Raw genomic sequence first — 20,457 nt, forward strand, 5'->3', positions numbered from 1 at the left:
CCCGCGGGCTCAGCCGCGCGACGGCAGGTAGGTGGCCGGATTCACCGGCTTGCCGTTGCCGCGCACTTCGAAATGCAGCTCGCTGGGGCTCGCGCCCATGCGGCCCACATCCTGCCCCGCCGAAACCTGCGCGCCCTCGGTGACCAGCGGCTGGTCCAGGTTGCCGTACACGGTGAGCCAGTCGTCGTTGTGCTTGACGATCACCAGCATGCCGTAGCCGCGCAAGTTGCCGACATGGATAGCGCGTCCGGCGGCGGCGGCGCGCACCGTGCCGTTGGCCGGCACCGCGATGCTCAGGCCCTTGCTGGCCGGCGGCGAGAAGCCGGCGGTGACGCGGCCGTCGGCCGGCCATTGCAGGCGGATGCTGCTCGCGGGCGGCCGGGACGCCGAGCCGCTGTCGACGCGCGGGGTATCGGTCACGCCCTGGCCGGTGCCCGTCGACGCCGCGGCGCCGCCTGACGCACCGCCCGGCGGCCGCACCCGGATCAGCTGGCCCACCTCGATCTGGCTGGGGCTGGTGATGTCGCTGTTCCAGCGGGTCAGGTCGCGCACGCTGCGGCGATGCTTGCGCGCGATCGAATACAGCGTGTCGCCGCGCTCGACGCGGTAGTAGCCGTCCGGCACGGGGCCGCCCGTGGTGCCGCAGCCGGCCGTGAGCGCCGCCGTGGCGGCGGCCAGCAGCAGGCCCAGCGCGCGGCGCCGGCCTGGCTCGATGTCATGTCTGGTTTTCGTCATGCGTCCCTGTTCGTGGTCTGTGCCGGGGGCGGCTTGCGACCCGTATTATCGCCGGGTGCGCCGCCCGGCACCGCCGGATAGACCGCGCGGCCGCGGTTCCGTTCGGTTCGCGCCGCCGCCGCGGCGGCCGGCAAGCCCCCGATCTGCCGCGCCGATCCGCTATAATTCGAGGTTTTCGAAGCGCAGGAACATCATGGAAGCAGAACGCCTCAACGCCATCTCCGGTGCCATCTCCGATCTCCGTTCCCGGACGGAAGATCTACGGGGGTATCTTTGACTACGATGTCAAAGTAGGAAGGCTGGACGAAGTCAACGGCCTGCTGGAAGACCCCGACGTCTGGAACAACCCCAAGCGGGCCCAGGACCTCGGCAAGGAAAAGAAGATGCTCGAGGGCGTGGTCGGCGTCCTGGGCAAGCTCACCGATGACCTTGTCGGTGCGGAAGAGCTGTTCGAGCTCGCCAGGGAAGAAGGCGACGACGAGACCCTCGAGTCGATCGAGACCGACGTCAAGGGCTTCGAGGCGGTGGTGGCCGACATGGAATTCCGCCGCATGTTCGCCGGCGAGATGGACCAGGCCAACGCCTTTATCGACATCCAGGCCGGCGCTGGCGGCACCGAAGCGTGCGACTGGGCCTCGATGCTGCTGCGCCAGTACCTGAAGTACTGCGAGCGCAAGGGCTTCAAGGCCGAGGTGCTGGAAGAGTCCGAAGGCGACGTCGCCGGCATCAAGAGCGCGACCATCAAGATCGAGGGCGAATACGCCTTTGGCTACCTGCGCACCGAAACCGGCGTGCACCGCCTGGTGCGCAAGTCGCCGTTCGATTCGTCGGGCGGGCGCCATACCTCGTTTTCGTCGGTGTTCGTCTATCCCGAGGTGGACGATTCATTCGAGGTCGAGATCAACCCGGCGGACCTGCGCGTGGATACCTACCGCGCTTCGGGCGCGGGCGGCCAGCACATCAACAAGACCGACTCGGCGGTGCGGATCACGCATATCCCGACCGGGATCGTGGTGCAGTGCCAGAACGACCGCTCGCAGCACCGCAACCGCGCCGAGGCCATGTCGATGCTGAAATCGCGCCTGTACGAGCACGAGATGCGCAAGCGCCAGGCCGAGGCCGACAAGCTCGAGGCCGGCAAGACCGACGTGGGCTGGGGCCACCAGATCCGCTCCTACGTGCTGGACCAGAGCCGCATCAAGGACTTGCGCACCAACGTGGAAATGTCCAACACCCAGAAGGTGCTGGACGGCGACCTGGACCCGTTCATCGAGGCCAGCCTCAAGCAGGGACTCTAAGACCGTACCCGCCGCCGGGCCGGCGGCGGCACAGCCACCCATCCATCGCTGTACCGCCGCCCGCGCCTTGCCGGCACGACGGCCTTCTCGACCGGGGCACCATGAGCGAAGCCAATCACCTGTACATCATCACCGGCGCCTCGCGCGGGCTGGGCGCGGCACTGACCAACGCCCTGCTCGTGCCGGGCAACCGCCTGATCTGCGTGGCGCGCAGCCGCAACACCGAGCTGGAACGCATTGCCACGCTCAGCGGCGTGCCGGTGGCCTGGCACCTGCAGGACCTGTCGCAGGCGGGCCCTGCGGCGAGCTGGCTCGCCAGCGTGCTCGACACGCTCGACCTGCCGCCCACCAGTGCCACGCTGATCCTGAACGCGGGCGTGGTCGAGCCGATCGGGCCGGTCGCGAGCCTGCAGGAAAAGACGCTGGTGCCGCACCTGCTGACCAACCTGGCGGCGCCGATGACGATGACCGCTGCGTTCCTGGAGCGCACCGAGAAGTTCGGCTGCCCGCGCAAGGTGCTGGCGATCTCTTCCGGCGCGGCGCGCCGCCCGATCGAAGGCTGGAGCGCGTATTGCGCCGGCAAGGCCGGGCTCGACATGTTCATGCGCTCGGTCAACGCCGAGTACGCCCAGTCCGAGGCGCCGCGCACCGCGCGCGCGGTGGCGCTGGCGCCGGGCGTGATCGATACCGGCATGCAGGCCACCATCCGCAATGCCGACTTCGCCCAGGTGCAGCGCTTCCGCGAACTCAAGGCCAACCAGCAGCTGGCGTCGGCCGAGGAAACCGCCGGCCGCATCGTCGCCTACCTGCACCGCCCGGATTTCGGCAGCACCGAACTGGACGATCTCCGCAATTACTGAAGCCATACTGAACCCGCGCGCAGCCCGCTGCGCGCGACCCCACAAGACACCATGACCGAACCGAACCGCGCCCAGGCCCAGACCAAGGCCGCCGCCGCAGACACCCCCGCCGTCGACGAAAACAAGATCATCGCGGAGCGGCGCGAGAAACTGGGCGCGCTGCGCCAGCAAGGCGTGGCCTTCCCCAACGATTTCCGCCCCACCCACCAGGCCGCCGCGCTGCAGGCCCAGTACGCCGACACCGAGCAGGCCACGCTCGAGGCTGCGCCGGTCGAGGTCGCCATCGCCGGGCGCATGATGCTCAAGCGCGTGATGGGCAAGGCCAGCTTTGCCACGGTGCAGGACGGCAGCGGCCAGATCCAGTTCTACATCACCCGCGACAAGGTCGGCGAAGAGGTCTACGCCGCCTTCAAGCACTGGGACCTGGGCGACATCGTCAGCGCCCGCGGCGAGCTGTTCCGCACCAACAAGGGCGAGCTGTCGGTGCAGGTGCGCGAGCTGCGCCTGCTGTCCAAGTCGCTGCGCCCGCTGCCGGACAAGTTCCACGGCCTGGCCGACCAGGAAATGAAGTACCGCCAGCGCTATGTCGACCTGATCGTCTCGCCGGAAACACGCAACACCTTCCGCGCGCGCACCAATGCGATCTCGTCGCTGCGCCGCCATATGGCCGACGCCGGCTTCATGGAAGTGGAAACGCCGATGCTGCACCCGATTCCGGGCGGCGCCGCGGCCAAGCCCTTCATCACGCACCACAACGCGCTGGACATGCAGATGTTCCTGCGCATCGCGCCCGAGCTGTACCTGAAGCGCCTGGTCGTCGGCGGCTTCGAGCGCGTGTTCGAGATCAACCGCAACTTCCGCAACGAGGGGGTAAGCCCGCGCCACAACCCCGAGTTCACCATGATGGAGTTCTACGCGGCCTACACGGACTACCGCTGGCTGATGGACTTCACCGAGGACCTGATCCGCAAGGCCGCGATCGACGCGCGCGGTAGCGCCGTGCTGACGTACCAGGAGCGCGAGCTGGACCTGTCCAAGCCATTCCACCGCCTCACCATCTGCCAGGCGATCCAGAAGTTCGCGCCGCAGTACACCGACGCGCAACTGGCCGATGCCGAGTTCCTGCGTACCGAGCTGAAGAAGTTCGGCGTCAACACCAGTGCGCCGCAATTCCTCAACGCCGGGCTGGGCACGCTGCAGCTGGTGCTGTTCGAGGAAACCGCCGAAAGCCAGCTGTGGGAGCCGACCTTTATCGTCGATTACCCGGTCGAGGTCTCGCCGCTGGCGCGCGCTTCGGACACGGTGCCGGGCATCACCGAGCGCTTCGAGCTGTTCATCACCGGCCGCGAGATCGCCAACGGCTTCTCGGAGCTGAACGACGCCGAGGACCAGGCCGACCGCTTCCGCAAGCAGGTCGAGCAGAAAGACGCCGGCGACGAGGAAGCGATGTACTTCGACGCCGACTACATCCGCGCGCTGGAGTACGGCATGCCGCCGACGGGTGGTTGCGGCATCGGCATCGACCGGCTGGTGATGCTGCTGACGGACAGCCCGAATATCCGCGACGTCATCCTCTTCCCGCACCTGCGCCGGGAAGACTGAGCCGACAGCACGGCAAACCGGGCCTGATCAACGCCGTCGGTTTGCTCCCTTCCCCCGCAAGCGGGAGTGGGAGAGCAGAACCCTGGTGTGCAGGCGGGGCCGCGCGTACATAGGGAGAATGGCGCGCGGGTCACGGGATAACCGGCCTTGCCCAGCACCGGCACGCCTAATGTGCCGTAACAACAAGGCCGGCTTGTCGCCGGCCTTTCTCATGGCTGCTTTGCTATGATCCTGGTGCGCCCCATGGACCGGAGTCCATACCATGCAGCCCGCCCTTCGCAGTATCCGCAGGATCTGGCAACGGCTTCTCCCCCTGGCCGGTGGATTACTGCTGGCCCTGCTGCCCCCCGCGGCGCACGGGCAGGAATTGCTTCTGCTCGGCGGCCTGCAGTCGACGGAGTCCCCCGGCGAGCGCAGCTACGGCTACGCCTACGCTTACCAGCACAACCTGGGCGAGAACTGGTACGCGACCTTCACCTACCTGAATGAAGGCCATGTCACCAACCATCACCGCGACGGCCACAGCGTCCAGCTGTGGTGGCGCTACCTGGCCCTGGACCGCAGGCTGACGCTGGCCGTCGGCGCCGGTCCTTACCGCTATTTCGATACCACCGACCAGCGCTTCGACGGCACCTACGACAACCAGCACGGCTGGGGTGCGTTGCTGAGCGCCGCGGCAACCTGGTACGTGAACGGCGGCCCCTGGATGCTGCAGGCGCGCTATAACCGCGCGCAGACGCCGTCGAGCATCAAGACCAACACGCTGCTGCTGGGCGTCGGCTACCAGCTCGATCGCGGTGACCGCGGCGGGCCGGTGGTGCCACCGCCTGGCCGGGCCGGCAATGTCACGCAAAACGAGCTGACGGTGTTTCTTGGCGAAACCATCGTCAACAGCTTCGATTCCCAGACCTCTTTCGCCAAGGCAGTGGAATACCGGCGCGGGCTCTGGCGCTACGTGGACGGCACGCTCAGCTACATCAACGAGGGCGAGAATGCGGCGCTGCGCCGCAACGGCGTGGCCGCGCAGGCGTGGCTCACGCGTGCGTTCTTCCACGACAAGCTGACACTGGGGGTCGGAGTGGGTCCGTACTATGCGGTCGACCTGAGCCAGAAAGGCCTGGGCGCGGCCAGCCCGCCGTCGCGCTGGTCGGGCCTGATGTCAATGTCGGCCAGCTACCGGCTCGGCGACCACTGGCTGACGCGGCTGACATGGAACCGCAGCGTGACCGGCTACGACCGCGATACCGACGTGATCCTGGCGGGCGTCGGCTACCGCTTCTAAGCAAACAGGCCGGCAAAGCCGGCCTGTTTGAGCACTGTCCAGTCTTATTGGGATTCCTCGATCCAGGCGGCCTGGATCGCCTCCAGGATCTTCTCGCCGGAGCGCTCAGGCACATCGGCGAAACCATCGAGCTCCAGCACCCAGCGCCGCAGGTCGGTGAATCGCACCGACATGGGATCCACATCGGGATACTTGTCGTACAGGGCTGCCGCGATGTCGTAGGTATCGGTCCACTTCATGTTGGTTATTCTCCGCTGAGGTCTGCCGGGCCGCTCAGTGGCCTTCCTTGGCGTGGTTGATGGTGTACTTCGGGATCTCGATGGTCAGGTCTTCCTGATCGACGATGGCCTGGCACGACAGGCGCGAGTTCGGCTCCAGCCCCCAGGCCTTGTCGAGCAGGTCTTCCTCCTTCTCCTCGGCCTCGTTGAGCGAATTGAAGCCCTCGCGCACGATCACGTGGCAAGTGGTGCAGGCGCACGATTTCTCGCACGCATGCTCGATCTCGATGCCGTGCGAGAGCAGCGCGTCGCAGACGCTGACGCCTTTCTCGGCTTCGATCACCGTCCCTTCCGGGCAGTATTCAACGTGGGGCAAAACAACGATCTGTGGCATGTGGTGTCCTGATGTCTGTATGTCGGTGCGGGCCCTGTGATCAGCCCAGCTCCTGCACCTTGCGCCCGGCCAGCGCGCTCCTGATCGAGCGGTCCATGCGGCGGGCAGCGAATTCGTCGGTACCGTGCGACAGCTTTTCCACCGCGGCGTGGATAGCGTGATGGTCCTCGCCGGCGGCAACCTCGCGCACCGATGCCATCAGCGCCTCGACCTCGCTGCGCTCCTCCGCCGAGAGCAGGTCGCCATCGGTTTCCAGCGCGCGCTGCGTGGCCTCGACCAGCCGGTCGGCTTCCACGCGCTCTTCGGCCAGCGCGCGGCTCTTCATGTCGTGCTCGGCCTCGCGGAAGCTGTCCTGCAGCATGCGCGCGATATCGTCGTCGGCCAGGCCGTACGACGGCTTGACCGTGACCGAGGCTTCCACGCCCGAATGGGTCTCGCGCGCGGTCACCGATAGCAGGCCGTCGGCGTCGACCTGGTAGGTCACGCGGATGCGCGCCGCGCCCGCCACCATCGGCGGGATGCCGCGCAGCTCGAAGCGCGCCAGCGAGCGGCAGTCGCTGGCCAGCTCGCGCTCGCCCTGCAGCACGTGGATCGCCATCGCGGTCTGGCCGTCCTTGAAGGTGGTGAACTCCTGCGCGCGCGCCACCGGGATGGTGCTGTTGCGCGGGATGATCTTCTCGACCAGGCCGCCCATGGTCTCCACGCCCAGCGACAGCGGGATCACGTCGAGCAGCAGCCAGTCTTCGCCCGGGGCATGGTTGCCGGCCAGCAGGTTGGCCTGCATCGCCGCGCCCAGGGCCACCACGCGGTCGGGGTCGAGGTTGGTCAGCGGGGTCTGGCCGAAATAGTCGCCCACCGCCTTGCGGATCGACGGCATGCGCGTGGCGCCGCCCACCAGCACCACGCCCTTGACCTCGCCGGGGCCGACGCCCGCGTCGCGCAGCGCCTTGCGCACCGGCGCCAGGGTCTTCTGCACCAGGTGCGCGGTGATCTGGTCGAAGATCTCGACAGTCAGCGTCAGGTGGACGATCTCGCCGGACTCCAGCACGGCGTCGATCACGGTGCTGTCGCTTTCCGACAGCGCTTCCTTGGCCGCGCGCGCGCGCACCATCAGCAGGCGCATGTCCTGCGCCGAGAGCGGCTGCAGGCTGGCCTGCTCGACGATCCAGCACAGCAGGCGCTGGTCGAAGTCATCGCCGCCCAGGGCCGAGTCGCCGCCGGTAGCCAGCACCTCGAACACGCCCTGCGTCAGCTTGAGCACCGAGATATCGAAGGTGCCGCCGCCCAGGTCATAGACCGCGTAGATGCCTTCCGAGGCGTTGTCCAGGCCGTAGGCAATCGCCGCGGCGGTGGGCTCGTTGAGCAGGCGCAGCACTTCCAGGCCGGCCAGGCGCGCGGCGTCCTTGGTCGCCTGGCGCTGGGCTTCGTCGAAGTAAGCCGGCACCGTGATGACGGCGCCGACCAGGTCGTCGCCCAGCGTATCTTCAGCGCGCTGGCGCAGCGTGGCCAGGATCTCGGCCGAGATCTCCACCGGGCTCTTTACGCCGGCGGCGGTCTTGATCTGCAGCATGCCCGGCGCATCGACAAAGTCATACGGGCTGTGCTCGATATTGGCGACGTCGCGCAGGCCGCGGCCCATGAAGCGCTTGACCGAGACGATGGTGTTCTTGGGATCGCGCACCGCTTCTTCCTGGGCCCGGTAGCCGATATGGGCGGTACGGTCCGGCAGGTAGCGCACGACCGAGGGCAGCAGCGCGCGGCCGCGCTCGTCGGCCAGCACTTCGGGAATGCTGCTGCGCACCGCGGCCACCAGCGAGTTGGTGGTACCGAGGTCGATGCCGACGGCCAGGCGGCGTTGGTGGGGCGCCGGCGACATGCCGGGTTCGGAAATCTGAAGCAGTGCCATGGTATTTCTTCGCGGTCTTGTACGGCAGGGAAACCGCCATGCGGGGCGGCATGGGGGCGGTTTTCGCGCCGGGCGCCATTGTGTCATGGCCCCGGCGGTCTTGCCGGTCAGTCTTCCAGCCGGTCGATGGCCTCGCTGGTATCGTGCTCGATCTTCTCGATAAACATCAGTTGCCGCACCGCGCCGCCGGCCGCGTCGTTGTCGCCGGCATCCAGCAGCGCGCCGAGCGCCGCGTGGCGCTCGCGTTTTTCCTGGCGCAGTTCGCGCAGCAACGCGTCGAGCCGGTCGACCGCGCGCGCTTGCACCGCGTCCTGCAGTGCCTCGCGCCATTCCATCTGCTGCATCAGGAACGCCGGCGACATGGCGGTGTTGTTCTCCGCCTGCACGTCGACGCCACGCAGCTTCAGCAGGTAGGTCGCGCGCCGCAGCGGCTGGCGCAGGGTGCGGTAGGCTTCATTGGCATGCGCGGCCCACTGCATCGCCACGCGGCGCTCGGCATCGCCGGCCTGGGCGAAGCGGTCCGGATGCGCCTGCGACTGTACGGTCCGGTAGGCCGCGTCCAGCGCGGCTTCGTCGACGCCGTACTGCTCCGGCAGGCCGAACAGCGCAAAAAAATCGTCTTTCAACTGCTTCCCCAAGAAAAAAGAGCGGCCGCGCCGCCCTTCGTCCGTGCTGCCGCCGCTACCGCGCCGGCTGGCTGGCCCACTCGGCCGGCGGCTCGTTGCGGTCGCACTTCAGGCAATTCACCCGCGTGCCGATCATGGCGGCGCGGCCTTCCTCGCTCTGCGTCCACGGCCTGGATTGCCAGGGCGGATCGTGCCGCACATGCTGGCCATGGCCGCAGTCGAGTTCAGCCACCCAGTGGCCTTCCTCGTCCCGGCGAAAGCCGACGATGCTGCGCTCCACCGGACCGGCCCGCGTCAGCGTGCGTCAGACCGTGAACGACTCGCCGCAGCCGCACTCGTCCTTGACGTTGGGGTTGTTGAAGCGGAACCCTTCGTTCAACCCCTCGCGCGCGTAGTCGAGTTCGGTGCCGTCGATATACGGCAGGCTCTTGGCGTCGACGATGACCTTGATGCCGTGCGATTCGAACACCGCGTCTTCCGGCAGCAGCTCGTCCACGTATTCCAGCTTGTAGGCCAGGCCCGAGCAGCCGGTGGTCTTCACGCCCAGGCGCAGGCCCACGCCTTTGCCGCGGCGTTCCAGGTAGCGCGCCACATGCTTGGCGGCCTTCTCGGTCATGGTGATCATCGTTCCGTTCCTTCGTCGATGCCGTGGTCAGTGCGCAAGATCAGGCGGCCTTCTGCTCGGCGCCGTGCTTCTTCTTGTAGTCTTCGACGGCGGCCTTGATGGCGTCTTCGGCCAGGATCGAGCAGTGGATCTTCACCGGCGGCAGCGCCAGTTCCTCGGCGATCTGGGTGTTCTTGATCTCCAGCGCCTGGTCCACGGTCTTGCCCTTGACCCATTCGGTCACCAGCGACGACGAAGCGATGGCCGAGCCGCAGCCATAGGTCTTGAACTTGGCGTCTTCGATCACGCCAGCCTCGTTGACCTTGATCTGCAGCTTCATCACGTCGCCGCAAGCCGGGGCGCCGACCATGCCGGTGCCGATCGCGTCGTCGTTCTTGTCGAACGAACCGACGTTGCGGGGGTTTTCATAGTGGTCGAGAACCTTCGTGCTGTATGACATTTGGCTTACCTCTTGCGTAGCTTTCGGGGGTCTTGCTGTTGTTTTGGCTGGATCCGGCAGGGGCTTAGTGCGCGGCCCACTGGATCGAATTCAGGTCGACGCCGTCCTTGAACATTTCCCACAGCGGCGACAGGTCGCGCAGCTTGCCGATCTTGCCCTTGAGCAGTTCGACGGTGTAGTCGATTTCCTGCTCGGTAGTGAAGCGGCCGACCGTGAAGCGGATCGAGCTGTGCGCCAGTTCATCATTGCGGCCCAGCGCGCGCAGCACGTACGACGGCTCCAGCGAGGCCGAGGTGCAGGCCGAGCCGGACGATACCGCCACGTCCTTGATCGCCATGATCAGCGACTCGCCTTCGACGAAATTGAAGCTGACGTTCAGGTTGTGCGGCACGCGCTGTTCCAGGTCGCCGTTCAGGTAGACCTCTTCCATGGTCGAGAGGCCGTTCCACAGGCGATCGCGCAGCATGCGGATGCGCTCGTTTTCCGTGGCCATCTCTTCGCGCGCAATGCGGAAGGCTTCGCCCATGCCGACGATCTGGTGCGTGGCCAGCGTGCCCGAGCGCATGCCGCGCTCATGGCCGCCGCCGTGCATCTGCGCCTCGATGCGCACGCGCGGCTTGCGGCGCACATACAGCGCGCCGATGCCCTTGGGGCCATAGGTCTTGTGGGCCGAGAACGACATCAGGTCGCACTTCAGCTGGTTCAGGTCGATCACCACCTTGCCGGTCGCCTGCGCAGCGTCGCAATGGAAGATGATGCCCTTCTCGCGGCAAATCTCGCCAATCTGCTCGACGTCCTGGATCACACCGATCTCGTTGTTGACCAGCATCACCGACACCAGGATGGTGTCCGGGCGCAGCGCCTGCTTGAACACGTCCATGTCGAGCAGGCCGTTGTCCTTCACGTCCAGGTAGGTCACTTCAAAGCCCTGGCGCTCCAGTTCGCGCGTGGTGTCGAGCACGGCCTTGTGCTCGGTCTTCACGGTGATGATGTGCTTGCCCTTGCCCGAATAGAAGTTCGCGGCGCCCTTGATCGCGAGGTTGTCCGACTCGGTCGCCCCCGAGGTCCACACGATCTCGCGCGGGTCGGCGCCGACCAGTGCGGCCACCTGTTCACGCGCCTCTTCCACCGCGCGCTCCGCTTCCCAGCCGTACGCATGGCTGCGCGAGGCGGGATTGCCGAACTGCTCGCGCAGGTACGGAATCATCTTGTCCGCCACGCGCGGGTCCACCGGCGTGGTGGCCGAGTAATCCATGTAGATGGGGAAATGTGGGGTGCTCATCGTTATGACTGCCTTGTAAGGGACCGCTGATCTGTCTTGCTGTCTTGCCCGTACGCTCAGGATTGCGCCAGGCTGAAAACTGAATTCACCATTCTGGCCCGGACCGGCTTTTCCTGCTTGTCGGCCTTGCCGCGCGCGGCGGCGACCGGCTGCGCGGCGTCTTCGCGCATGTCGTGCAGCACGGCGGGCTGGCGCTCGCGCTGCTGGTCCACCAGGTTCTTGAGGGAAACGGAGTCCAGGTACTCGACCATCTTCTGGTTGAGTGTGGCCCACAGTTCGTGGGTCATGCAGCGCCCGGAGCCGTCATCTCCGTTACAATTGCCCTTGCCACCACACTGGGTGGCATCCAGCGGCTCGTCCACGGCAATGATGATGTCCGCCACGGTGACGTCCTCGGCCTTGCGCGCCAGGCTGTAGCCGCCGCCCGGGCCGCGCACGCTTTCGACGATCTCATGCCGGCGCAGCTTGCCGAACAGCTGCTCCAGGTACGACAGCGAGATCTTCTGCCGCTGGCTGATGCCGGCAAGCGTGACCGGCCCCTGGTCCTGGCGCATGGCCAGGTCGATCATCGCAGTGACCGCGAAGCGGCCTTTGGTGGTCAGTCTCATGGTGCAGGGCTGTGGGTGAAACGTGGGGGTGAAGCTAATACTTGATCGTTTCCGTCAAGTATAAAGGTACCCGACTAATTCAGTCAACTACCCCTGCCGCACCGCACCACCGCGCGCTCAGGCCTGGCGCCCGCCCGCAGCCGCCTGCGGCGGTGCCGCACGCGGCGGCACCAGCAGCGACAGCGGCTGTTTCAGGATGCGCCGCCGCACGGCCGCGCTCAGTTCGGCGCGATCGACACGCCGCAAATTGCGTGACCGCAGCGCCATATTGAACGCGAGCGCGAAGCTGACCGCTACATTCAGCATCCCCATCAGCGCGATCCCCGCGACCGCCAGCCATAGCGTTGGCATACGCAGCGCATCCCACCCGAGCACGCCGATCGCGGCGCCGACCGACCCGGTCGACAGCGTCACATGGCGCACTTCCATATGCGGGCCGAAAAAACTGAGGATCTCGGGCCCCAGGCCCAGCAGCAAACCCAGCGACACGTTGGCAACGATGCCCGATAGGTTGCGTTTCCAGAAGTCCGCCACGCGCGTGGCGCCGCGCGCGCCGAGCACATATTGCAGGCGGCGGTGGTAGGCCATCACGTCATGCACGCGGTGCAGCGCGAACCAGTTGTCGGCCCAGCCCGCGAACAGGCTGGACAACCACAACAGCACGCCGGTGAAGGCAGCGTAGAGCGGCGTCGGGCCCAGGATCGAGAAGGATTCGATGGTGGCAATGGCCTTGGCCGGCGTGATCAGGTTGATCCCCAGCACCCTGTGCGCCAGCCACTGGACGCCCAGCGCCACGGGGAACACCACCGCCAGGTTGCCGACAATGGCCGCCGCATTGGAGCGGATCATGGCGACGGTATCGTCGACGAAGATCTCGCGCCCTTCCGGCCGCCCGGCGCCATCGAGCCGGTGCGCCAGCGCGGGCCCGGTCATGGCCGGCTGCTTGGTCGCCAGCGTGAAGTGCGCGAAATGGATGACCAGGAAGCTGCCGGCGTAGTTGACCGAGGCCAGCAGGCCTTCACTGAACTTGTCCAGGTGCAGCCCGTAGATCAGGAACTTCAGGTACACCGTGACCACCGAGACCAGGCCACCGCCTGCCGCGGCGCGCACCAGCTCGGCATATTCCCGGCGGTCGCGCGTGATGTAGTGCTCGCCGGTCTCGGCCGAGCGCTCCACCACCTTGCGCGCCAGTTGCGCGAACGAGGTCCCGGCCAGATGCGCAATGCTGCGCCGGGCCTGCGTCGAGCGGATCAGCTCGGCCACCAGGTGCGCCGGCATGCCGGGTCGGCCAGGCTCTACCCACGCCGCCAGCAGCAGCTCGATGCGGCTGAGCTGCACCTTCATGCGCTCGATCTGGAATACCACCTCGACCGACACGCCGTTTTCCTCCAGATCTTCGTACACGTGGCGGGCGGCGGCGTGGCAGCCATCCAGCAGTCCGCGGAAATAGTTAAGGCGGTGCCCGAAGCTGTGGTCGTCGCGGCGCAGGCCATCCTCGCGCAGCGCCTGGACGGCCTCGTCCAGGCGGAAGAACGGCGTGTCCTCGACACGCCCCGCCAGCCGCGAGCGGATCGCCTGGCTCAGGCCGGTGGCGCGCACCTGGCTGACCAGCACCGCGATGCTGGTGGCCAGGGTCTGGCCCAGCGCCTCGCGCTGGCGCGCCAGCCCCGTCGTCGCCCCATCGGCGTGGCCGGCGTCCAGCACGCGTGCCAGCCGCGCCATCAGCGCATCGTCGATGGCCTCGACCCAGTCGGCATCGCCGTCGCCGACGAACACCAGCGCAAACAGCGCGGCCATGTCGCTGCGGTTGGGCGGCGGCGGCAGGAAGCGGCTCTGCAGCCGGCTCACCATCTCGCTGACGAAGCCGGGATGCTGCGCCACGCCGGTATCGCAGAACAGGCCAGTGGGGTCGTTCTCGCGCACCAGGCTGCGCACCGTCTGCGCAAAGCGCGCGGCCCAGTCCGGATGCCGCTCCAGCACCTGCAGCAGGTAGCGCAGGCGGACCAGTTCCGGATGGCGGCGCGGCGCGCCGTCTTCGTGGCTGTCGGCATCGGCGCCGAGGCCGCCGTCGCGCCGGATCCAGAAGGCCAGTTCGATCAGCCAGCCGTTGCGCTCGGCCAGCGGCGCCTGCGGATCGGCCGCGGCCAGGATGGCGTCGAGCTGCAGGCTGGCATTGCGCGACTCGCGCCACTTGCGGAAGAGTTTGCGAAGCATGGATTCTCGTCGGGGTCGGGCCGCCGGCCGCGGGCGCATGACGCCGCGGAGAGGCCAGGGAAGACTGTGCAGCGGGCCGGATCAGCCGGCCGGAGGCTGCAGGCGCTGGCGCAGTTCGGCGACCAGGCCGTCGCAGGCATCTTCGATGTAGTCGAGCACGCGTTCGAAGCCATCGCCTTCGCCGTAATACGGGTCCGGGACCTCGTCGGCGTGGTGGCGGGTGGCGAAGCTCATCAGCAGCCGTACCTTGTCGCCGGCATCCGGGCGCAGTCGCAGCAGGCCGGCGAGATTCTCGCGATCCATCGCCAGGATCAGGTCAAAGCGGTCGAAGTCCGGCACGCCCACCTTGCGCGCGCGCAGCGCGGACAGGTCATAGCCGCGCTGCAGGGCATGGTGCTGGGTGCGGGGATCGGGGGCGCGGCCGAGGTGGTATTCATGCGTGCCGGCCGAATCCAGCTCCACCAGCGGCGCCAGCCCCGCGGCGGCCAGCTTGGCGCGCAGCACGCCCTCCGCCGTGGGGGAACGACAGATATTCCCCATGCAACACATCAGGATGGCGTATGGCTTCATCGGATCAAGGCTTGGCAAGGTGGCATGGCAGGCGCGATTCTACCTGCGGCGCCGTCCCGCCCCCTTCTTGCCGCCGCTCGCGGCGCTAGGCGAGCTGCTTGGCCAGCCGCTCGCCATGCGCAAACCCGGCCACTTGCGCCGCCTCGGCCGACTTGTAGTGGTCGGTGATGCGCGAGGCATCAGTCAGCGTGCCGGCGGCCCGGATGTTGGTGCCAGGACGGCAGACGCGCACGGTGTACGCCCATTCGCTCTGCGAACGCTGCCTGACCTGCACTTGCACTTCGTGGGTTTCATAGACCTTCTTCTTCCATTCGCCGATGTCGGTCATCGTGGTTCTCCACGGGAAATGGGTGCCCGCCTGGCGGGCTAGCTGACCTCGCCCGCGTCGATGGCGCGCATGGCGCCGGCCTCCGCCAGGGCAATGGCAGCTTCCGGGGTGGGCGCGTCGCCGGCAATCGCTTCAAAGCTTGGGCCGGTCGGCTCGCCGAACGCGTCGGCGATGCGCATCTGCGCGGCAAAGCCGCCGGCGGCATTCGGAACCGCGGTGACCACCACCGCGTAGCCGCCGTATTCGAACTGGCGTTCCATCGTGACTCCTTCGCGGCGATCTTGCACCTTTGCCCTGCGCCGCCGAGGATTTCACTATAGGCGAAGCGCGCCAGGCGTTGCGGCGTATCAGGCAGGTGGCAGCGCCCCCTCGCCGCTGGCGCCGAACACCTGCGCCTTGAGCTTGGCCAACTGGTCGCGCACCTGCGCGGCCTGTTCGAACTCGAGGTTGCGCGCATGGTCGAGCATGAGCTTTTCCAGCCGCTTGATCTCCTTGGAGACCTGCTTTTCGCTCATCTCCTCATAGCGGGCCTGCTCCTGCGCGGCCTGCAACTCGGCCCTGGCGTCGCTGACGTTGTAGACGCCGTCGATAATGTCCTTGATGCGCTTGACCACGCCCCGCGGCGTGATGCCGTTGGCTTCGTTGAAGGCAATCTGCTTGGCGCGGCGGCGCTCGGTCTCGCCGATGGCCTTCTTCATCGAGTCGGTCATGCGGTCCGCGTACAGGATGGCGGTGCCGTTGACATTGCGCGCGGCGCGGCCGATGGTCTGGATCAGCGAGCGCTCGGCGCGCAGGAAGCCTTCCTTGTCCGCATCGAGGATCGCCACCAGCGACACCTCCGGAATATCCAGCCCCTCGCGCAGCAGGTTAATGCCCACCAGCACGTCGAAGGTGCCCAGGCGCAGGTCGCGGATGATCTCGACGCGCTCGACGGTGTCGATATCCGAGTGCAGGTAGCGCACCTTGACGCCGTTTTCGGACAGGAACTCGGTCAGCTGCTCGGCCATGCGCTTGGTCAGCGTGGTCACCAGCACGCGCTCGCCAGCCTCGACGCGGGCATGGATCTCGGACAGCAGGTCGTCGACCTGCGTGGTCGCGGGGCGCACCATGATGATTGGATCGACCAGGCCGGTGGGACGCACCACCTGCTCCACCACCTGCCCGGCATGCTCCTGCTCGAACTGCGCCGGCGTGGCCGAGACAAACATCACCTGGCGCATCTTGCGCTCGAATTCGTCGAACTTGAGCGGGCGGTTGTCCAGCGCCGACGGCAGCCGGAAGCCGTACTCCACCAGCGTGGTCTTGCGCGCGCGGTCGCCGTTGTACATGCCGTTGAGCTGGCCGATCAGCACGTGCGACTCGTCCAGGAACATCAGCGCGTCGGGCGGCAGGTAGTCGACCAGCGTCGGCGGCGGGTCGCCGGGGCGCGCGCCCGACAGGTGCCGCGAGTAGTTCTCGATGCCCTTGCAGAAGCCCAGCTCGGACAGCATCTCGAGGTCGAAGCGGGTGCGCTGCTCGAGCCGCTGTGCCTCGACCAGCCGGTTTTCCTTGTGGAAGAACTCCAGCCGTTCGCGCAATTCGGCCTTGATCGCCTCGATCGCGCGCAGCACGGTCTCACGCGGGGTCACGTAGTGGCTCGACGGGTAGACCGTGAAGCGCGGGATCTTCTGCCGCACCCGCCCCGTCAGCGGGTCGAAGAACTGCAGCGACTCGACTTCGTCGTCGAACATCTCCAGCCGCACCGCCATCTCGGCGTGTTCTGCGGGGAAGATATCGATGGTGTCACCGCGCACGCGGAACGTGCCGCGCTGGAAGTCGGTCTCGTTGCGGGTGTACTGCATCGCGATCAGGCGCGCGATCACGTCGCGCTGGCTGATCTTGTCGCCGGCCCGCAGCGTGAGAATCATCTGGTGGTATTCGGTCGGGTTACCGATACCATAGATCGCCGACACGGTCGCCACGATGATGGTGTCGCGCCGCTCCAGCAGGCTCTTGGTCGCCGACAGCCGCATCTGCTCGATATGCTCGTTGATCGACGAGTCCTTCTCGATGAACAGGTCACGCTGCGGCACGTAGGCCTCGGGCTGGTAATAGTCGTAGTAGCTGACGAAGTACTCCACGGCATTGCGCGGGAAGAATTCCCGGAATTCCGCGTAGAGCTGCGCCGCCAGTGTCTTGTTGGGCGCGAACACGATGGCCGGCCGCCCCATGCGGGCGATCACGTTGGCCATGGTAAAGGTCTTGCCCGAACCCGTGACGCCCAGCAAGGTCTGGAACGACAGGCCGTCTTCCACGCCCTCCACCAATTGCCGGATCGCCTCCGGCTGGTCGCCGGCAGGCGGGAACGGCTGGTACAGCTGGAACGGGGAGCCGGGAAATGTGACGAATTTGTCTTCGTCCAGGGCCGGCGCGGCTTCGGCAAGGTTCGTCATAGGGGCGTGACTAGGGAAATACCTGAGGAAAACGGGCGGATTACGCTAGAATCTTGGGGTTGTCAGCCCCCGCTTCAAGCCAAGAAGAGCGCGGCCGGGCCTGCCAGCCTCCAGCGCAGTACGGAGCATTCTACGCCTTCCGTTTTTCACATAGCCGACCACGAGATTCCAAATGAGTTTGTTTTCTGCCGTCGAGATGGCCCCGCGCGACCCGATCCTGGGCCTCAACGAAGCCTTCAATGCCGACACCCGCGCGACCAAGGTCAACCTGGGCGTTGGCGTGTACTTCACCGACGAAGGGAAAATCCCGCTGCTGCGCGCCGTCCAGGAGGCAGAAAAAGCCCGGCTGACCACGGCCACCCCGCGCGGCTACCTGCCAATCGAAGGCATCGCGGCCTACGACCAGGCGGTGCAGACGCTGCTGTTCGGCAAGGAATCGCCGCTGATTACGGAAGGCCGCGTGGTGACGGCGCAGGCACTTGGCGGCACCGGCGCGCTGAAAATCGGCGCCGATTTCCTCAAGCGCCTGTACCCGGACGCCAAGGTCGCCATCAGCGACCCGAGCTGGGAGAACCACCGCGCCCTGTTTGAATCCGCCGGCTTCCCGGTGGTCAACTACGCCTATTACGACGCCCCCAGCCACGGCCTGAATTTCGCCGGCATGGTCGAGTCGCTGAAGTCGTTCCCGGCCAACACCATCGTCGTGCTGCACGCGTGCTGCCACAACCCGACCGGCGTCGACCTGTCGCCCGCGCAGTGGCAGCAGGTGGTCGAACTGGTCAAGGAACGCAACCTGATCCCGTTCCTGGACATGGCCTACCAGGGCTTTGCCGACGGCATCGACGCCGATGGCGCCGCGGTGCGCCTGTTCGCGGACTCCGGCCTGCCGTTCTTCGTGTCGAGCTCGTTCTCCAAGAGCTTCTCGCTGTACGGCGAACGCGTCGGCGCGCTGTCGATCGTCACCACCGGCAAGGAAGAAGCGCAGCGCGTGATGTCGCAGGTCAAGCGCGTGATCCGCACCAACTATTCCAACCCGCCGACCCACGGCGGCACCGTGGTCGCGACCGTGCTGAACAGCCCGGAACTGCGCGCCATGTGGGAAGAAGAACTGGCAGAGATGCGCGACCGCATCAAGCTGATGCGCCACGCGCTGGTGGACAAGCTGGCCGCCAAGGGCGTGCCGGGCGACTTCTCCTTCGTCAAGGCCCAGCGCGGCATGTTCTCGTACTCGGGCCTGACCTCGGCCCAGGTGGACCGCCTGCGCAACGAGCACGGCATCTACGCCGTCGGCACCGGCCGCATCTGCGTGGCCGCGCTGAACAGCCGCAACATCGATGCGGTGGTCGACGCGATCGCAGCCGTGATGTAACACCACCGGTTGCCGTGCCGCAACAGCCGGCAACTGGCGTGGGCATCACAATGCCATAGCAAAAAAGCGGCTTCGGCCGCTTTTTGCATTTGTTTGCGATGTTGTAGGACGTTGTCACCGAAAAAATCAGGCCTATGCCTTATTGTGTTCCGCGCATACGGAAGTACTTTAAGGTATATGCTGCAAAGCAAGATCGTTAGCACGGTCGTTCGATTCAGGCATAATCGGCGCCACACGATCCAAGGTGTATTGTCAGTACATTGTTACTTGGTGGTACGCATCCTCAGTAAGACCAGGCAAAAACGGCATGCTCTATCAACTGCATGAGTTCCAGCGCTCGATCCTGCACCCGCTGACCGCGTGGGCCCAGGCGACCGCCAAGACCTTCACCAACCCCCTCAGCCCGATGTCGCTGGTACCTGGCGCACCCCGCCTGGCCGCCGGCTACGAACTGCTGTACCGGCTCGGCAAGGAATACGAAAAACCGGCGTTCGACATCAAGTCGGTGCGCTCCAACGGGCGCGACATCCCCATCGTCGAGCAGACCGTGCTGGAAAAGCCGTTCTGCAAGCTGCTGCGCTTCAAGCGCTATGCCGACGACCCCGAGACCATCAAGCTGCTCAAGGACGAACCCGTGGTGCTGGTGGCCGCGCCGCTGTCGGGCCACCATGCCACGCTGCTGCGCGACACGGTGCGCACGCTGCTGCAGGACCACAAGGTCTACGTCACCGACTGGATCGACGCGCGCATGGTGCCGGTCGAGGAAGGCGCCTTCCACCTGTCTGACTACATCTACTACATCCAGGAATTCATCCGCCATATCGGCGCCGAGAACCTGCATGTGATCTCGGTGTGCCAGCCGACGGTACCGGTGCTGGCCGCGATCTCGCTGATGGCGTCGGCCGGCGAAAAGACGCCGCGCACCATGACCATGATGGGCGGCCCGATCGATGCGCGCAAAAGCCCGACCGCGGTCAACTCGCTGGCGACCAACAAGTCCTACGAGTGGTTCGAGAACAACGTCATATACACCGTGCCGGCCAACTACCCCGGCCACGGCCGCCGCGTCTACCCGGGCTTCCTGCAGCATGCCGGCTTCGTCGCGATGAACCCGGACCGGCACCTGTCGTCGCACTATGACTACTACCTGAGCCTGGTCGAGGGCGATGCCGACGACGCCGAGGCCCACGTGCGTTTCTACGACGAATACAACGCGGTGCTCGACATGGCCGCCGAGTACTACCTGGATACCATCCGCGAGGTGTTCCAGGAATTCCGCCTGGCCAACGGCACCTGGGCCATCGACGGCAAGCCGGTGCGCCCGCAAGACATCAAGAGCACGGCGCTGATGACCATCGAGGGCGAGCTGGACGATATCTCCGGCGCGGGCCAGACCGCCGCGGCGCACGACCTGTGCGCCGGCATCCCGAAAAACCGCAAGCAGCACCTGAACGCCGAGCGTTGCGGCCACTACGGGATCTTCTCGGGACGCCGCTGGCGCGACGACATCTACCCGCAGTTGCGCGACTTCATCCGCAAGTACCACGAGGTTCCGGTGGCCGCGGCCAGCAAGTAACAAAAAACGCCCGCGCTGAACTGCACCCCAAGAGTTGGACGCCGATCCAACCTTGGGGTGTTTTTCATGGTGAGACACGACGAGCAACTGAAG

The 20,457-nt window shown here is 66.5% G+C and carries 21 protein-coding genes; 6 read left to right on the plus strand and 15 right to left on the minus strand.

The annotated features are described in order from the left end of the window. Positions 1-9 precede the first annotated feature (9 nt). Entirely contained in the window at positions 10-735 is a 726-nt protein-coding gene (locus E5S69_RS26060) for a peptidoglycan DD-metalloendopeptidase family protein (RefSeq protein ID WP_171517344.1), read from the minus strand. Positions 736-928: 193 nt separating this feature from the next. On the opposite strand from E5S69_RS26060, the gene prfB reads away from it, so the two are divergent. The 4 genes from prfB (at position 929) to E5S69_RS26080 (ending at position 5,777) form a co-directional block, all read left to right on the plus strand. Then, positions 929-2,033, plus strand: a protein-coding gene (prfB, locus tag E5S69_RS26065; RefSeq protein ID WP_171517345.1) for a peptide chain release factor 2 whose coding sequence is annotated in 2 segments (ribosomal slippage) — positions 929-1,009 and positions 1,011-2,033 — 1,104 coding nt in all. Because the reading frame shifts where the segments join, the coding sequence is not laid out codon by codon here. Positions 2,034-2,134: 101 nt separating this feature from the next. Further along, complete coding sequence (locus E5S69_RS26070) at positions 2,135-2,893, plus strand: SDR family oxidoreductase (protein WP_171517346.1); 759 nt, start codon at positions 2,135-2,137, stop codon at positions 2,891-2,893. Positions 2,894-2,944: 51 nt separating this feature from the next. Then, positions 2,945-4,495, plus strand: coding sequence for a lysine--tRNA ligase (gene lysS, locus E5S69_RS26075; RefSeq protein ID WP_171517347.1), 1,551 nt, complete (start codon positions 2,945-2,947; stop codon positions 4,493-4,495). Between the two features lie 262 nt (positions 4,496-4,757). Beyond that, entirely contained in the window at positions 4,758-5,777 is a 1,020-nt protein-coding gene (locus E5S69_RS26080; RefSeq protein ID WP_171517348.1) for a hypothetical protein, read from the plus strand. Positions 5,778-5,821: 44 nt separating this feature from the next. Here E5S69_RS26080 and iscX read toward each other — a convergent pair whose 3' ends face one another. From iscX to uvrB, 14 genes are all read right to left on the minus strand, one after another. Further along, entirely contained in the window at positions 5,822-6,016 is a 195-nt protein-coding gene (gene iscX, locus E5S69_RS26085; RefSeq protein ID WP_013956121.1) for a Fe-S cluster assembly protein IscX, read from the minus strand. Positions 6,017-6,050: 34 nt separating this feature from the next. Beyond that, positions 6,051-6,389 carry an ISC system 2Fe-2S type ferredoxin gene (fdx, locus tag E5S69_RS26090; RefSeq protein WP_171517349.1) on the minus strand — a complete coding sequence of 113 codons (339 nt, stop codon included), beginning with the start codon at positions 6,387-6,389 and terminating at the stop codon, positions 6,051-6,053. A 40-nt stretch (positions 6,390-6,429) separates the two neighbouring features. Continuing rightward, positions 6,430-8,295, minus strand: coding sequence for a Fe-S protein assembly chaperone HscA (gene hscA / locus E5S69_RS26095; protein WP_171517350.1), 1,866 nt, complete (start codon positions 8,293-8,295; stop codon positions 6,430-6,432). Positions 8,296-8,402: 107 nt separating this feature from the next. Next, a complete protein-coding gene (gene hscB, locus E5S69_RS26100) occupies positions 8,403-8,921 on the minus strand; it encodes a Fe-S protein assembly co-chaperone HscB (protein WP_171517351.1) in 519 nt (172 codons plus the stop codon). A 55-nt stretch (positions 8,922-8,976) separates the two neighbouring features. Beyond that, complete coding sequence (locus E5S69_RS26105; protein WP_171517352.1) at positions 8,977-9,201, minus strand: DUF3565 domain-containing protein; 225 nt, start codon at positions 9,199-9,201, stop codon at positions 8,977-8,979. Between the two features lie 24 nt (positions 9,202-9,225). Continuing rightward, on the minus strand, positions 9,226-9,546 hold the full coding sequence (gene iscA, locus E5S69_RS26110; protein WP_010809024.1) for an iron-sulfur cluster assembly protein IscA: 321 nt from the start codon (positions 9,544-9,546) through the stop codon (positions 9,226-9,228). Between the two features lie 40 nt (positions 9,547-9,586). Next, positions 9,587-9,985, minus strand: a complete 399-nt coding sequence (gene iscU / locus E5S69_RS26115) for a Fe-S cluster assembly scaffold IscU (RefSeq protein WP_171517353.1) — start codon at positions 9,983-9,985, stop codon at positions 9,587-9,589. A 64-nt stretch (positions 9,986-10,049) separates the two neighbouring features. Continuing rightward, on the minus strand, positions 10,050-11,273 hold the full coding sequence (locus E5S69_RS26120) for an IscS subfamily cysteine desulfurase (RefSeq protein ID WP_336510616.1): 1,224 nt from the start codon (positions 11,271-11,273) through the stop codon (positions 10,050-10,052). A gap of 50 nt (positions 11,274-11,323) precedes the next feature. Continuing rightward, a complete protein-coding gene (gene iscR / locus E5S69_RS26125; RefSeq protein WP_012352431.1) occupies positions 11,324-11,875 on the minus strand; it encodes a Fe-S cluster assembly transcriptional regulator IscR in 552 nt (183 codons plus the stop codon). A gap of 117 nt (positions 11,876-11,992) precedes the next feature. Then, the gene (locus E5S69_RS26130; RefSeq protein ID WP_171517355.1) at positions 11,993-14,089 is read right to left on the minus strand and encodes a site-specific recombinase; all 2,097 of its coding nucleotides are present in this window, start codon (positions 14,087-14,089) and stop codon (positions 11,993-11,995) included. 81 nt (positions 14,090-14,170) lie between these two features. Further along, complete coding sequence (locus E5S69_RS26135; RefSeq protein ID WP_171517356.1) at positions 14,171-14,659, minus strand: low molecular weight protein-tyrosine-phosphatase; 489 nt, start codon at positions 14,657-14,659, stop codon at positions 14,171-14,173. An 85-nt stretch (positions 14,660-14,744) separates the two neighbouring features. Next, on the minus strand, positions 14,745-14,987 hold the full coding sequence (locus E5S69_RS26140) for a hypothetical protein (RefSeq protein WP_171517357.1): 243 nt from the start codon (positions 14,985-14,987) through the stop codon (positions 14,745-14,747). A 38-nt stretch (positions 14,988-15,025) separates the two neighbouring features. Further along, positions 15,026-15,247, minus strand: coding sequence for a hypothetical protein (locus tag E5S69_RS26145; protein WP_111519641.1), 222 nt, complete (start codon positions 15,245-15,247; stop codon positions 15,026-15,028). Positions 15,248-15,334: 87 nt separating this feature from the next. Then, complete coding sequence (gene uvrB, locus E5S69_RS26150) at positions 15,335-17,419, minus strand: excinuclease ABC subunit UvrB (protein WP_171517358.1); 2,085 nt, start codon at positions 17,417-17,419, stop codon at positions 15,335-15,337. Positions 17,420-17,591: 172 nt separating this feature from the next. Here uvrB and E5S69_RS26155 point away from each other — a divergent pair, with 172 nt between their 5' ends. Together E5S69_RS26155 and E5S69_RS26160 are read left to right on the plus strand one after the other, a co-directional pair. Next, positions 17,592-18,788: an amino acid aminotransferase gene (locus tag E5S69_RS26155; RefSeq protein ID WP_171517359.1), complete on the plus strand. Its 1,197-nt coding sequence runs from the start codon at positions 17,592-17,594 to the stop codon at positions 18,786-18,788. Between the two features lie 307 nt (positions 18,789-19,095). Continuing rightward, the gene (locus tag E5S69_RS26160; protein WP_171517360.1) at positions 19,096-20,364 is read left to right on the plus strand and encodes a polyhydroxyalkanoate depolymerase; all 1,269 of its coding nucleotides are present in this window, start codon (positions 19,096-19,098) and stop codon (positions 20,362-20,364) included. Positions 20,365-20,457 lie beyond the last annotated feature (93 nt).

This window comes from Cupriavidus necator (assembly GCF_013141915.1).
Lineage (GTDB): Bacteria > Pseudomonadota > Gammaproteobacteria > Burkholderiales > Burkholderiaceae > Cupriavidus > Cupriavidus necator_B.